Here is a 13,473-nt window from a genome sequence, read left to right on the forward strand (position 1 = left end):
ATATTCTCTAATTAGCTCTTTTCGTGCTAATTCATCAGGGGATAAATCTTTTCTTCTTTTTCTCATAAAAAAACCTCCAAATTAATGTAATTGTAGTTTACACTAATTTGGAGGTTTACACAAAATATGAGACAGACCCAATTTTTTAATCCTCTACTTTCTCGTATTTAGATCCTGAACATACAGGGCAGAGATCTAAAATTTCTCCATCTTCCATATTTAACTCTAAACCACATAATATGCAGATATAGGTTCCTTTTTTTACTTCTTCATCAAAATAATAATATTTCATATATTCCTCCTTGTATCTTTCTTACAGATAATTTTTTTCTAGTTATATCTAAAATAGAACCTTCAGTTTCATTTAATATGTCTAATATATTATACTATAAATTTAAGATAAAATTATATATATTACTGTTAGTTATTAAAATCATAAGTAGTTTTTCTAAATTGATTTTATCTTCTTTATAAAAACGGTCTAATTTTGGACTATCTATCTCTAAAACTCCAATGAATTTATTTCCTTTTATTATGAAGAAAAGATAAATTTATTAAAAAAAGAGAGAAATTTCTCTCTTTTTTAGTTTTTTCCACAACATTTTTTATATTTCTTACCTGATCCACATGTACATGGATCATTTCTTCCAATTTTAACTTCTTTTTTTATTGTCTTTTGTGTAGATAGTGTTGAATCATACATCCATGCTCCGTCTATCTTCTTAAACAGGGATCTTTCATGGTGAAATAATGTTTCTCCCTCTTCTAAAAAGTAGCCTTTAAACTCTACAATACCTTCAGAATTATCTTCTCCTCCACCTACAGTTTCAATGATCTCTAACTTATTCCATTCTGTAGATTCAGACCAGTGTTTGATCTCTTCTTTGCTAAGAGTTCCAATTGTTTTAGGATTGTGTGTATTGTAGACGTAATCCACTTCTCCTACAACATAGGCAGTATATCTAGATCTCATAGTATCTTCAGCAGTAACTGGTATTTTTTCACCTAATATATATGGCTTACAACATTCTTCATAACTTAATTCTTTTCCACAAGGGCAATTTTTCATTTGTTTTCCTCCTAAATATTATGTATAATTATACCATAACGGGGTGAAAATTCCTAAAGGTAAGCGACAAAATATAGGTGTTAAAAAAAATTAAAAATTATACTAGGAAAAAGGTTGAAATAGGGTATACTAAAACAAGACAAAATAAATTTTTGGGGGGAAAATGACTAAAAAATTAGACGTTTATAAATGTGAGGTATGCGATAATATTGTAGAGATTATGCATGAAGGAGCTGGGGCTCTAAGCTGCTGTGGAAAAGAGATGGTTTTACAAGTAGAAAATACAAGGGATGCCGCTGTAGAAAAACATCTTCCTAAAGTGACTAAATTAAGCGATGGTTATGAGGTTCGTGTAGGATCGATTCTTCATCCGATGACAGAAGATCATTATATCGAATGGATCGAATTAATAGTAGATGGATGTGTATCTACTCAATTTTTAAAGCCAGGAGACCTTCCAACAGTTACTTTTAAAGCGTGTTATGGAAAAAAAGTCCAAGCTAGAGCTTATTGTAACCTACATGGACACTGGAAAAATAAATAAAAATAATGAGGAGGAGAAAACATGAAACCAGTTTTATCTATAGAATTTTGTGTATCGTGCGGATATGAGAAAAGAGCATTTGCTCTTATGGAAACATTTGTGAGATTATATAAAAATGACATAAGTTCATTCAATCTCATTCCTTCTTCTGTAGGAGCCTTTGAAATTAAATTTAAAGACCTGCTTATATTTTCAAAGAGGTCAGAAGACAGATTTCCAATAACAGAAGAATTATTACTTATCTTAGATGTGAAAATAAGAAATGAAAAATAAAAACAAAGAAAAATCCTTGACAGTCTTTTATTAGTGTGATAATATCTTTAAAAGATAAAAAAAAGGGAGGTTAAGATGAAATTTTTAAAGACAAGCAATAATTTTATAAATTTTATAGATAAATTTCTTGTTTTTTTAACTGATGTTCCCTATATTATATTTGGAGCAGTCAATTCAATTTTTAATTTTTATATTTATAATAGTGGGAATAAAAACTAATATTTTAGTTTTTATTCCTTTTTTTTTAAAATTAATATGAGGATAATCTAGGGGGAGTATATGTTTTTAGAAGATGTCAAGGTCGTAGAAAACACACAAATAGCAGATAATTATTATTTAATGAGGGTAGAAGGAAACAAAATACCCGAGCATTCTAAACCAGGTCAGTTTTTTATGCTCCAATGCAAAGATAACTCAAAAATTTTAAGAAGACCCATAAGTTTATACAGTGTAGATGGAAATATTTTGGAATTTTACTATGAAGCTTTGGGAAAAGGAACTAAAGAATTTACTCGGCTATCCATAGGAGATACTATAAATATTCAAGGACCTTTAGGAAATGGCTACGATATAGATATTTATGGGAAAAATATCGTGGTAATCGGAGGGGGAATGGGAATGGCTCCTATCAAATACCTCATTAAAAATTTAAAAGATAATAACAAGGTCACTTTTATAGGTGGAGGAAGAAATGCTGGAGCTGTAAAAATAATAGAAAACTTTAATTTTAAAAATATCAAACTAAAGGTAGCTACCGATGATGGTAGTGTGGGGATAAAAGGGAATACTGTGGATATCTTAAAGGAAATACTAAAAGATCAAGACAAAAATATAGATATAATTTATACTTGTGGTCCTCATCCCATGATGGCGGCAGTAGCTAAGGTAGCGCAGGAAAATAATATAAGATGTCAAATATCTTTAGAAGAAAGGATGGCCTGTGGGATAAAGGCCTGTGTAGGATGCTCTGTATTGACTAAAAAAGGAATGAAAAAAGTTTGTTATGATGGTCCAGTATTTGAAAGTACAGATATAGTAGATGTAGATGTGGTAGATCCAAATGGAGGATGTAAATAATGAGTAATAGATTAAACATAAGTTTTTTAGGGGAAAAATTAAATAATCCTATAATGACAGCATCTGGGTGCTTTGGGTATGGATTGGAATATAAAGATTATTTTAATCCCAATGAATTAGGAGCTGTTGTGTTAAAAGGAATTACTATGGAACCTAGAAATGGCAATCCTGGCACTAGAATTGCCGAAACACCGTCTGGAATGTTAAATTCAGTTGGATTAGAAAATCCAGGTATTGAAGAATTCAAAAAGATAATACCATCTATAAAAAGAGAACTTAATATCCCTCTGGTAGCAAATATAAACGGGAAGATATTGGAAGAATATATAGAAATTGCTAAAGAAGTTGAAAAAATAGAAGAGATAGAGATGGTAGAACTAAATATATCTTGTCCAAATGTTAAGGATGGCGGAATGGCATTTGGAGCTAATCCAGAGATGGCAAGATTAGTAACTCGAGAGGTAAGAAAAGTTTTAACTAAACCTATGATTGTAAAGTTATCACCAAATGTTACGAATATAGTAGAGATCGCAAAGATAGTAGAGGAGGAGGGAGCAGATGGTGTAGCTCTTATCAATACTCTATTAGGAATGGCAATAGACATAAGAAAAAGAAAACCAATTTTAGGAAATATAATGGGTGGGTTATCCGGTCCCGCTATAAAACCAGTTGCACTGAGAATGATATACCAAGTATCCCAAGCAGTATCTATACCAGTTCTTGGAATGGGAGGAATATCTTCTACAGAGGATGCAATAGAGTTCATCATGGCAGGAGCTAGTGCTATATCTTTAGGAACAGGAATGTTTGGTAACCCAATATTACCAATAGAGATAAAAAAAGGATTAGAAAAATATTGTATAGAAAATAATATAGATAATATTAGTGAGATTGTAGGAGCAGCCCATCCTGATGAAGGCGCAGCTTATAGAGATAGATTAGGAGGGAACTATGGAATTAAAAATTAAGGACAGATTGATAGTAGCGCTAGATTATAAGACATTAGACGAGGTAAAGGATATCGTAAATGAGATTGGAGATGCCGTATCTACATATAAGGTAGGATTAGAATTATTTTTAAACACTCATGGGAAAGCAGTCGATTATCTTCACAGTTTAGATAAAAAAGTATTTTTAGATCTAAAATTTCATGATATTCCAAACACAACAACTATGGCATCGATGTTTGCAAATAAACAAGAGGTCTTTATGTTTAATGTCCATGCGGGTGGAGGACCTACTATGATGAGGTCCGCTGCAAATATGCTGAAAGAAAGTAATTCTGACTCAATAGCAATAGCAGTGACTATACTGACATCATTTACAGAGGAAGAGGTAGCTACACATTTTAAGAGTAATTTAAATATCGGTGAATTGGCTAATCACTGGGCTATAGAAACTAAGGAATCAGGATTACATGGAGTAGTGTGTTCTCCGTTAGAAGCCAAAAAAATAAAGGAACTTTGTGGAGAAAATTTCTACACAATTTGTCCAGGAGTGAGACCATTATGGGCAGCTTCCAATGATCAAAAAAGAATTATGACTCCTAGGATGGCTATTAAAAATGGAGCTGATTTCTTAGTAGTAGGAAGGCCTATAACTAAATCAGAAAATCCAATTCATGCAGCTAAATTAATACTAGATGAAATCCAGGAAGGATTGAATAATTAGTAGTTGTTATCTATCGAAGATGAGGAGGAATTAAATTTGTTAATAAAAAATGCCAGAATAAACACTGTAGGCAATGAATATGAGATAAAAGATATCTATATAAAAGATGGTAAGATAGCGGAGATAAACCCTGATATCAATAGTTTAAATATAATTAAGGAGATATTTTTATCCTCAGATGAGAATATAAAAAAATTAGAAATTATAGATTTAAAAGGGGAAAAATATCTTATTCCAGGAGTTATAGACCCTCATGTACATATGAGAGATCCCGGTCTAACTCATAAAGAGGATTTATATACAGGATCTAGAGCCTGTGCCAAAGGCGGGATAACAACTTTTATAGATATGCCAAACACAGTGCCTACAACTATAAATCTCCAGGCTCTTCAAAATAAAAAAGAACTGGCTTCAATTAAGTCGCTTGTAAATTATGGATTTTATTTTGGAGGAACCAGTACAGACAATAGCGAGATTATCCCTAGTAAAGGGGTGGCTTCTACTAAAGTCTTTATGAATATATCTACAGGAAAGATGTTAGTAGAAAAAGATGAAGTTTTGAAGAATATATTTTTAAAATCAAAGATAGTCTCAGTTCATGCTGAAGGTGAAATGGTAGAAAAGGCTATTACCTATAATGAAAAATATGGAAAAACTCTATACCTTTGTCATATTTCAAATAAAAAAGAACTAGATATTATTAGAAAAAATAGAGAAAAGGCTCTTAAAAAAATCTATACTGAAGTAACGCCCCATCATCTTTTTCTCATTGAAAACGATGTGAAAGGAAAGAATGAGATGTTACTTAGAATGAAACCAGAGTTGAAAACAACTGATGATGTAGAAGCTTTATGGAAAGCTATAAATGATGGAACTATTGATACCATAGGTACTGATCATGCACCTCATCTACTCTCAGAAAAATTAGAGAAGGTAACGTTTGGAATTCCAGGGGTAGAAAACTCATTACCGTTGATGCTAAATGCGGTATCAGAAGGAAAAATCACTTTATCTAAACTGATAGAGTTGATGTCTAAAAATCCCAGTAAAATATTTGGTATAAAAGACAGGGGAGAGATCAAAAAGGGGTACTATGGAGATCTTGTCATAGTTGATCTAAAGGAAAAGTTTATCTTAGAGAATAAAACTACACTGTCAAAATGTGGATGGACTCCATTTGATGGGTATACAGGCTACGGTAAGATTGAGACTACAATAGTAAATGGAAAAATAGTATATAATAAAAACCAAATAATCCAAAATACAGGAAGTGAGATTGAATATGAGTAAAGCTAAAAGAGTAGCTAGAGCATTATTAAAAGTAGAAGCAGTAAGATTAAACGTAGCAGAACCATTTACATTTGTGTCAGGAATAAAATCCCCTATATATTGTGACAATAGAAAAGTTATTGGTTTTCCAAAGGAAAGAACAGATATAGTAGATGCTTTTATAGAAGCATTAAAATATAAAGATTTTGATATCGTAGCAGGAACTGCTACAGCAGGAATCCCATGGGCTGCATTTATCGCTGAAAAAATGAATAAGCCAATGGCTTATATCAGATCTAAACCCAAAGCTCATGGAGCAGGAAAACAAATAGAGGGAGCAGATGTAGAGGGTAAAAAGGTAATAGTAATTGAAGACCTTATCTCTACTGGTGGAAGTTGTATATCCGCACTTGAGGCAGCAAGGAGAGAAGGAGCTAAAGAGGTAGAAGTTATGGCAATATTCTCATATGAATTTAAACAGGCATATGATAGATTTGAAGAAGCTAATTGTAAATGGAAAACTCTTTCTCGATTTCCTGATTTGATAGAATTAGCAGTTGAAGAAAATTACCTGTCTTCTGAAGATGCAGAGGAAGCCAGTCAGTGGAATAAATCTCCAGATACTTGGAAAAAATAATTTTTATACATTTGACCCTATAATTAAAATTATAGGGTCTTTTTTTATTTGCGGAGATTTTTCCCTAGTCAAGAAGAGAAGGTCCGTAGGATAAGAGCGACAAGGTGACTTTAACATCAATAAAATCAGTGGTTTTTATTAAATATTAGATTTAAGGGTGTTGTGGAACGAAAGTTGTGCTTTCATACAGACAAAGCTCTTAAAATCAAAATAAGAGCTTTGGTAATTTTAGACCTTTTTTAAATATAGTCCGATTAATTTAAATATTGAATGATCAATATTTGAAAGTTCAATAATTTTATGGCTTAGTTAAAAACATAAAGAAATTCATAAAAAACAATTATAATTTTGTTTTTATAATGGAACATTCGTATTTCAATAAATAAGGTGCAGCTTTTATTCCTTTGTTTTCAATGATTTATTTCGAATGTTCCAAAATAAATATTTTGGAACATTCATTGCAATATTATTGATTTTAGGGTATTATATTGTAGATGAGAATTTTAAGTTAAAAAATAAAATATAAAACTTATAGGAGAAATTTATGGATATAAATCAATTGGATGCTTTGAGAAAAAAACTAGAAGAAAATAAATATGATGTGGTTATCAGTATCTTATTAGAAGATAAGATAAAGGAACTTGAAAAACAGCTAAAAAAAGGGAAGAAAAAAAGAACTGTAAACAGGGAAATTAAATATCTGACGAATGCAGAATTTGATAGATTGATGTTAACTTTTGAAGAGGCTAAAAAACTATTTTCTATGGATAAAAAGAAACAAAAATTTAAATTTTTTAAAAGAGATAAGTTAATTTTTCTCATTGCTTACGAATGTGGATTGAGAGCAAGTGAAATTTCTAACTTAAAAAAGGAAGATTTCCATCAAAATAGTAAGGAATTATTTTGTAGGAGATTGAAGGGTAGTAGAAATAATACCATTCGTTTAACCAGAGGTACAAGTAGATTATTGAGTGAATATATCGGTCAAGAAAACAATTCAAATTACATTTTTTTAAGCAGAAAATCTACGCCTTTGAGTCGTCAGCACCTTACGAGATTATGTAAAAAATATTTTGGTTTAGCCGATATCCCAAAAGAAAAACAACACTTTCATACTCTAAAACATACAGCAGGAGTTCATTTAGCTGATTGTGGGCTTGATATAAAGGAAGTTCAGTACATTTTAGGTCACAGAAATGTAGAAAATACTATGATATATTTTGATTTCACATCTAAACAACAGGAAGTTTTATACAATAAACTAGGAAGAAATTAAGAAATTATAAAAATAAAAATTACTTAGGATAATTTATAAAAGTGAACAAAAAAAAAGAGATAGAATCTCCTTTTTAATTTTTTAGTTCATCTTGTCGTTTAATTTTTTTCCAGCTTTAAATTTAACAGCTTTTTTTGCAGGAATAGTGATCTCTTCACCAGTTTTAGGGTTTCTTCCTTTTCTTTCTGCTCTTGCAACTACTTCAAATTTTCCCCACCCGATAAAGTTAACTTCATCGCCGTTTAATAATACTTCCTCAACTGTTGTCATGAATGTATCTAATTTTCTTTCAGCCTCTGCTTTAGATTCAAAATTTCCTCTCTCTGCAAATAATGCTACGAATTCTTTTTTAGTCATTTTAATACCTCCCATTTTTTATCCCTTATAAAACAAGGGCTTTCAATGCTTCTATCAATTTATACCATATTTAATAGATGATTTCAACTTTTTTATCTATTTATTATTTTATCAGCAATAAATAAAATAATAAAATCTAACCTAATATTAATATTTTTTTAAAAAAATATTATGAAATTTTATAGATCGGTGGTATATTATATAATGTAAAACACAATATTTAGTGAAATATATCAAAAAAAAACTATATGATGGGGTGAAGTTATTTTGAATGAGGTGAAGTGGCTAGGAGAAGAAAACATTTTAGGACAGGATATTTGGAGAAAAAAATATAAATATAGTGATGAGACTTTTAAGGAGTGGTTGGAAAGAATTTCTAACGGGAACCTTCTCTTAAAGGAAGCTATAGTTAATAAGGAATTCATATTTGCAGGTAGAATATTAGCCAATAGAGGGTTGCATAAGTTAGGAAGGAAGATAACTTATTCAAACTGTTATGTATTAACTCCTCCTGAAGATAACTTAGAATCAATATTTGAAACAGCTAAAAAATTGGCTCGGACTTTTTCCTATGGTGGTGGATGTGGTATCGATATATCTAATTTGAGACCTAGAGGAACTGTGGTTAATAATTCAGCTATGCAAACTACAGGATCGGTATCTTTTATGGATCTATATAACCTTACTACAGAGATCATAGGACAAAATGGTAGGAGAGGTGCATTGATGCTTTCTCTTTCGATAGATCACCCAGATATTCAAGATTTTATAGGTGTAAAGGGAGATCTTTCAAAAGTTCAGAAAGCTAATATCTCTGTCCGAATGACTGATGAATTTATGGAGAAAGTAAAGAAAGATGAATTATTTACATTAAAATTTGAAGTTTTAGATACAGATGAAGTTATGCAAAAGGAAGTTAAAGCTAGAAAATTATTCAAAGAATTAGCACATCAAAACTGGAATTATGCTGAACCAGGTATGTTGTTTTGGGATAGAATATCTAACTGGAACCTTCTCAGTGAAGACGAAAATTTTGAATTTGCAGGAACAAATCCCTGTGCAGAGGAACCTCTTCCTGCAGGAGGTAGCTGTTTATTGGGTTCATTAATCCTTCCTAGTTTTTTTAATGAAAAAAAAGATGAATTTGATTTAAAAAAATTAAAAAAAGCTGTAAGGATAGGAATGAGAGCACTTAATGAAGTTTTAGATGAGGGCTTACCTCTACACCCGTTAAAGGAGCAGAGAAAATCAGTGGCTGAATGGAGACAGGTAGGATTAGGTATTCTAGGGATAGGTGACCTCCTTATCCAATTAGGCATCAAATATGGCTCTCCTGAATCTATAGAATTTTGCGACACTTTAGGTAAAACTATTATTATTGAAGCTCTCAAAGAGAGTGCTCTTTTGGCAAAAGAAGATGGTGCTTATCCTAATTTTGATTTAGAGACAATTTTAAAATCGCCATTTTTAATTGAAAACTCTGATGATGAAGTTATAGAATTAATTAAAAAATATGGTTTAAGAAATTCTCAGTTACTAACTATTGCTCCTACAGGATCTATAGGAACTATGTTACAAACAAGCACTGGAATCGAACCAAATTTTGCTTTTTCATATACAAGAAAGACAGAAAGTTTACATGGAGAAGATGTATCTTATGAAGTCTTTGCTCCAATTGCCAAACAATATATGGAAGAACATGATCTAGAGAGTATTGAAGATCTACCAGATTATTTTATAACTGCCCAAAATTTAGATTCCATTGGAAGGTTGGAGATGCAGGCTACTTGGCAAAATAGAATAGATGCTAGTATTTCTTCTACTGTTAATCTAATTAATAAAACTACCATAGAAGAGGTTGAAAATATCTATCTAAAAGCTTGGGAATTAGGACTAAAAGGAGTTACTGTATATCGATCTGGATGTGCCCGTGAAGGTATTTTGACGTTAGAAAATGAAGAGAAAGAAGAAACTTTAGAACTACCCAGAGGAAAATTGAAAAGTATAGCCGAAGATACGATATATTACCCTAAAAATTTACGTATTGGCTGTGGTAAATTAAAGGTGATGATTGGGTATTCTCCAAGTGAAAATAAGATTCAAGATCTATATGTAATAAGAAGCGGTTCTGGAGGATGTGAAAAAAACATACAAGCGGTAGTTATATTTATGTCTGGGATGTTGAGACTAGGAGGCAACTTATTTATGCTAGAAAAAGCTATAGAAGGTATCAACGGTTGTCCTGCTTTTGCTAGAGGAAATGCTGTAGGAAAAAAATTATCCAAAGGCGACACCTGCCCACTTGCAATTTTGAATATATTAAAGGAATTTGAATCTGAGATGGGCTTAAAAGATTATGAAGTAGCCCAGGTTCTCATAAAGCAGAAGGAAGAAAAACTTAATGAGGATATCGACGAAATATGTACTCATAGTGCAATTTGTCCTGATTGTGGAGAAAAATTAGAGATCTCTGGGGGATGCTATTCTTGTAGAGCTTGTGGATATTCAAAATGCGATTAAATTTTGATTAAGTTGAAAACCTCTTGTTTTTATAGTATTATATAGAAAACAAGAGGAGGTTTTTATGAAAATTTTAGTTATAAATGGACCCAATATAAATATGTTAGGAATTAGAGAGAAAAACATATATGGAGACCTATCATATCCTAAATTAGTAGAGATGATAGAAGAAAAATCTAAAAAATTAAATATACAGGTAGAATGTTTTCAAAATAATATTGAAGGAGAAATAGTCAACAAAATTCAAAGTGCATATGCTAAATATGATGGCCTTATAATAAATCCAGCAGCATATACTCACTATAGTATTGCTATCCTAGATGCAATTAAATCGGTGTCAATTCCAACGATAGAAGTCCACCTAAGCAATATCCATTCTAGAGAAGAATTCAGACATCGATCTGTTACAGCTTCTGCTTGCGTAGGTCAAATATCTGGATTTGGTTCTTATGGATACCTTATGGCATTGGATTATTTAAAGGAGACGGGAGTTATTGATGAAAAAATTTGTAATTAAGCCAGATATTATCATTCTAGTTTTATTTATTGGGATTCTTTCGTTTTTTACATTTTTCAAAATAAAAAATAGCTATAGTCTCTCATCCTTACCCCGTACAAATAAAAATATTATTCTTGTTAGGAGATCTATAGATGAGTTCTATAACACTTACGAGAAATATCCTACTGCAGAAGAGATAAAGGGCTATGATGAAGAGAAAAAATTCTTCTCTATTTTGGTCGATAACAGTAATAGTGGATTTAATCTTTTAAAGAATTTTAAATTCCCAGCAACTCCTGCATATATAAAGGAAGTAGATAGTGTATCTATCAAGATAGGTATAAACAACAACATTAAAATTTGTAATAAATTAGAGAATTTAGGTCTGGACAATAATTTTTATTCCTCCAATGGGGGATGGATCTACGCACCTAAAAATGGTGAATTCAGGGCAAACCTTCAAGATCGTCAGGCTAGAGATCAAAAAACAGCTCCTAGCAGACCTAAATGGGGTAATGATATAGATTGGTATTATAAATAGGAGGGATTTCCCCTCCTATTTGTATATCTTTAAAATTTTATTTTTTAATCCATCGGGAACTATATAATGCTCACGAGAAATTTTTTTTATAGCAATAAATGGTTTATGTTTATAATTTTTTTTAATCCTATCCTTTCCTTCGAGTTCCTCCTCTATATCATTTGTGAACTCCACAATTTCTCCTATATTTTGATGGATCAATTGTTTCAGATGTTTATTATCACGCCTGCTTTTTATCTTACTCTCATCATCTCTCCACAGATGCTCATCTTTGTCATATACAGCTACATACGGTATTTTATATTGATTCAATAACCTTATAAATTGCGGAATACTACTCTTACTGCCACATTCAACAATGGAGTATTCATATTTATACACTCCTAATTTTTTTGCTAAAAACGGTATAATAATTTTATCTGTCTGTCCCTCCACTAAGATCACTTTCTTGGCAAAAAAAAGTTCCCCCCTGTCAGGATTCATCCAATAATTCATATTGAAATTTTTTATCTCATCTCCTTTAAATAGGTCTCCCTTATACTGAACAACGTGGGTTCCATCCTCATTTCTTCTGACTAAACATATAGATTTATAATTATTTAATTCTATAAATGAACTAGAATGAGTAGTTACATATATTTGTCCACCATATCTGGCAATATTTGTCATAACAGAATGTAACTCTCTTTCAGCTTGTGGATGAAGATACAATTCTGGTTCTTCATACATAATAATTGCATTTCCCAATAAATTATATCGGGTACTCTTAGTCACGCTGGCTATTCTCCTCATTATCCTGAACATGACTTCTCTCTGAAGTCCTCTACTGGCATATTTTTCTTCTAGATACTGTATCTCTAAATCTAACTTATCTATTAATTTTTCTACATAAACAAGTTTATTATTATTACTCAAAACCAATATTATTTTTTCATATATATCTAGGATAACCTTAGTGGAGGAAGCCGAAAATGAGGGGATAAATATGATCTCTATATTTTCTCTTATATAATATTCTAAATGTTCTGATAAAGGGTGAAATTTATTGTTTTTTTTATAAAAATATTCTTTCTTCTCTGCTGACATAATTTTTTTTATGACAATTTCATCTTCCGTATTTTTAATGTTTTTAAAAACATTTAGCTCCTGTAACCTCAAGCTATCAAAGGTAATAATAAGCTCTGTAGGAATATTCAAATGATAACTATGTTTATTTTTAAATGTAATCTTGTCAAAGAATAGGAGTATAGCAGATAAAATATTTGATTTACCATGATTACTCTGCCCTATAAATAATAAAAAGTTTTCAAACTCTATATGAGTTTCATCTATAGATTTCCAATTTTTAATTGTTAAGCTTTTAATATGCATCTTTATCCTCCTATCATTATTTAAACTTATTACTAGTATACCTAATGTTTCATAGAAATGCTAGAAATACTAAATTTCAAAAGGTTTAAAAAGATTCCTTGAGTATATAAAAGAAACTAAAATACTATTAGGAGGCAGACCCATATTTTCTACTTGAATCGCACTCTTTTAATTATAGATTAAACATTATGTTTATAGCATTATAAAGGGCGTATCCCAAATTTAGTATAAATTAATTTTAACCTTCTTAGTTGATAGAGTATAATCTATTAAACTGAGGAGGTTTTTATGGTTAAGAAAAGAAGAAGAGAGGTAGATCCATTAATTGCTGAAATTATGGATAAATATAATATTGAAAATGTTTTAGAT

Annotated in this window: 16 protein-coding genes; 12 read left to right on the forward strand and 4 right to left on the reverse strand. The window is 30.9% G+C overall.

Going from position 1 to position 13,473, the window contains the following annotated elements:
- Positions 1 to 145: 145 nt before the first annotated feature.
- On the reverse strand, positions 146 to 292 hold the full coding sequence (locus V5784_RS10105) for a hypothetical protein (protein ID WP_336888891.1): 147 nt from the start codon (positions 290 to 292) through the stop codon (positions 146 to 148).
- Positions 293 to 583: 291 nt separating this feature from the next.
- The gene (locus tag V5784_RS10110) at positions 584 to 1,069 is read right to left on the reverse strand and encodes a YchJ family protein (RefSeq protein WP_336888892.1); all 486 of its coding nucleotides are present in this window, start codon (positions 1,067 to 1,069) and stop codon (positions 584 to 586) included.
- 163 nt (positions 1,070 to 1,232) lie between these two features.
- Here V5784_RS10110 and V5784_RS10115 point away from each other — a divergent pair, with 163 nt between their 5' ends.
- From V5784_RS10115 to V5784_RS10155, 9 genes are all read left to right on the forward strand, one after another.
- Complete coding sequence (locus V5784_RS10115; protein WP_336888893.1) at positions 1,233 to 1,613, forward strand: desulfoferrodoxin; 381 nt, start codon at positions 1,233 to 1,235, stop codon at positions 1,611 to 1,613.
- A gap of 21 nt (positions 1,614 to 1,634) precedes the next feature.
- Positions 1,635 to 1,886 (forward strand): Rdx family protein, encoded by a 252-nt coding sequence (locus tag V5784_RS10120; protein ID WP_336888894.1) that lies wholly within the window; start codon positions 1,635 to 1,637, stop codon positions 1,884 to 1,886.
- Positions 1,887 to 1,961: 75 nt separating this feature from the next.
- Entirely contained in the window at positions 1,962 to 2,105 is a 144-nt protein-coding gene (locus V5784_RS10125) for a hypothetical protein (protein WP_336888895.1), read from the forward strand.
- 60 nt (positions 2,106 to 2,165) lie between these two features.
- On the forward strand, positions 2,166 to 2,963 hold the full coding sequence (locus V5784_RS10130; RefSeq protein ID WP_336888896.1) for a dihydroorotate dehydrogenase electron transfer subunit: 798 nt from the start codon (positions 2,166 to 2,168) through the stop codon (positions 2,961 to 2,963).
- A complete protein-coding gene (locus V5784_RS10135) occupies positions 2,963 to 3,931 on the forward strand; it encodes a dihydroorotate dehydrogenase (protein ID WP_336888897.1) in 969 nt (322 codons plus the stop codon). Before V5784_RS10130 ends, V5784_RS10135 begins: the two co-directional genes overlap by 1 nt.
- Positions 3,915 to 4,634 carry an orotidine-5'-phosphate decarboxylase gene (gene pyrF / locus V5784_RS10140; RefSeq protein ID WP_336888898.1) on the forward strand — a complete coding sequence of 240 codons (720 nt, stop codon included), beginning with the start codon at positions 3,915 to 3,917 and terminating at the stop codon, positions 4,632 to 4,634. The genes V5784_RS10135 and pyrF overlap by 17 nt, the downstream gene beginning before the upstream one ends.
- Before the next feature lie 36 nt (positions 4,635 to 4,670).
- Complete coding sequence (locus V5784_RS10145; protein WP_336888899.1) at positions 4,671 to 5,924, forward strand: amidohydrolase family protein; 1,254 nt, start codon at positions 4,671 to 4,673, stop codon at positions 5,922 to 5,924.
- Entirely contained in the window at positions 5,917 to 6,540 is a 624-nt protein-coding gene (gene pyrE, locus V5784_RS10150) for an orotate phosphoribosyltransferase (protein WP_336888900.1), read from the forward strand. The genes V5784_RS10145 and pyrE overlap by 8 nt, the downstream gene beginning before the upstream one ends.
- Before the next feature lie 544 nt (positions 6,541 to 7,084).
- Positions 7,085 to 7,816, forward strand: a complete 732-nt coding sequence (locus tag V5784_RS10155) for a tyrosine-type recombinase/integrase (protein WP_336888901.1) — start codon at positions 7,085 to 7,087, stop codon at positions 7,814 to 7,816.
- Between the two features lie 81 nt (positions 7,817 to 7,897).
- Here V5784_RS10155 and V5784_RS10160 read toward each other — a convergent pair whose 3' ends face one another.
- Positions 7,898 to 8,173, reverse strand: a complete 276-nt coding sequence (locus V5784_RS10160) for an HU family DNA-binding protein (RefSeq protein WP_028857317.1) — start codon at positions 8,171 to 8,173, stop codon at positions 7,898 to 7,900.
- Between the two features lie 276 nt (positions 8,174 to 8,449).
- On the opposite strand from V5784_RS10160, the gene V5784_RS10165 reads away from it, so the two are divergent.
- The 3 genes from V5784_RS10165 to V5784_RS10175 all read left to right on the forward strand — a co-directional run bounded on the left by V5784_RS10165 (position 8,450) and on the right by V5784_RS10175 (position 11,733).
- The gene (locus tag V5784_RS10165; RefSeq protein ID WP_336888905.1) at positions 8,450 to 10,693 is read left to right on the forward strand and encodes an adenosylcobalamin-dependent ribonucleoside-diphosphate reductase; all 2,244 of its coding nucleotides are present in this window, start codon (positions 8,450 to 8,452) and stop codon (positions 10,691 to 10,693) included.
- Between the two features lie 64 nt (positions 10,694 to 10,757).
- A complete protein-coding gene (aroQ, locus tag V5784_RS10170) occupies positions 10,758 to 11,210 on the forward strand; it encodes a type II 3-dehydroquinate dehydratase (RefSeq protein WP_336888902.1) in 453 nt (150 codons plus the stop codon).
- Positions 11,191 to 11,733, forward strand: a complete 543-nt coding sequence (locus V5784_RS10175) for a hypothetical protein (protein ID WP_336888903.1) — start codon at positions 11,191 to 11,193, stop codon at positions 11,731 to 11,733. Before aroQ ends, V5784_RS10175 begins: the two co-directional genes overlap by 20 nt.
- 15 nt (positions 11,734 to 11,748) lie before the next feature.
- Here the strand turns inward: V5784_RS10175 and V5784_RS10180 are convergent, their stop codons facing one another.
- Positions 11,749 to 13,104 carry an AAA family ATPase gene (locus V5784_RS10180; RefSeq protein WP_336888904.1) on the reverse strand — a complete coding sequence of 452 codons (1,356 nt, stop codon included), beginning with the start codon at positions 13,102 to 13,104 and terminating at the stop codon, positions 11,749 to 11,751.
- Positions 13,105 to 13,473: the final 369 nt, after the last annotated feature.

It is taken from the genome of Psychrilyobacter sp. (genome assembly GCF_037132775.1).
Taxonomy (GTDB): domain Bacteria; phylum Fusobacteriota; class Fusobacteriia; order Fusobacteriales; family Fusobacteriaceae; genus Psychrilyobacter.

Excerpts from the sequence above, each read along its gene's own strand:
- pyrF (WP_336888898.1), top strand. The coding sequence starts at position 3,915 with ATGGAATTAAAAATTAAGGACAGATTGATAGTAGCGCTAGATTATAAG.
- V5784_RS10105 (WP_336888891.1), bottom strand. The coding sequence starts at position 292 with ATGAAATATTATTATTTTGATGAAGAAGTAAAAAAAGGAACCTATATC.
- V5784_RS10155 (WP_336888901.1), top strand. The coding sequence starts at position 7,085 with ATGGATATAAATCAATTGGATGCTTTGAGAAAAAAACTAGAAGAAAAT.
- V5784_RS10160 (WP_028857317.1), bottom strand. The coding sequence starts at position 8,173 with ATGACTAAAAAAGAATTCGTAGCATTATTTGCAGAGAGAGGAAATTTT.
- V5784_RS10125 (WP_336888895.1), top strand. The coding sequence starts at position 1,962 with ATGAAATTTTTAAAGACAAGCAATAATTTTATAAATTTTATAGATAAA.
- V5784_RS10180 (WP_336888904.1), bottom strand. The coding sequence starts at position 13,104 with ATGCATATTAAAAGCTTAACAATTAAAAATTGGAAATCTATAGATGAA.
- aroQ (WP_336888902.1), top strand. The coding sequence starts at position 10,758 with ATGAAAATTTTAGTTATAAATGGACCCAATATAAATATGTTAGGAATT.
- V5784_RS10115 (WP_336888893.1), top strand. The coding sequence starts at position 1,233 with ATGACTAAAAAATTAGACGTTTATAAATGTGAGGTATGCGATAATATT.
- V5784_RS10130 (WP_336888896.1), top strand. The coding sequence starts at position 2,166 with ATGTTTTTAGAAGATGTCAAGGTCGTAGAAAACACACAAATAGCAGAT.
- V5784_RS10135 (WP_336888897.1), top strand. The coding sequence starts at position 2,963 with ATGAGTAATAGATTAAACATAAGTTTTTTAGGGGAAAAATTAAATAAT.
- pyrE (WP_336888900.1), top strand. The coding sequence starts at position 5,917 with ATGAGTAAAGCTAAAAGAGTAGCTAGAGCATTATTAAAAGTAGAAGCA.
- V5784_RS10110 (WP_336888892.1), bottom strand. The coding sequence starts at position 1,069 with ATGAAAAATTGCCCTTGTGGAAAAGAATTAAGTTATGAAGAATGTTGT.
- V5784_RS10120 (WP_336888894.1), top strand. The coding sequence starts at position 1,635 with ATGAAACCAGTTTTATCTATAGAATTTTGTGTATCGTGCGGATATGAG.
- V5784_RS10175 (WP_336888903.1), top strand. The coding sequence starts at position 11,191 with ATGAAAAAATTTGTAATTAAGCCAGATATTATCATTCTAGTTTTATTT.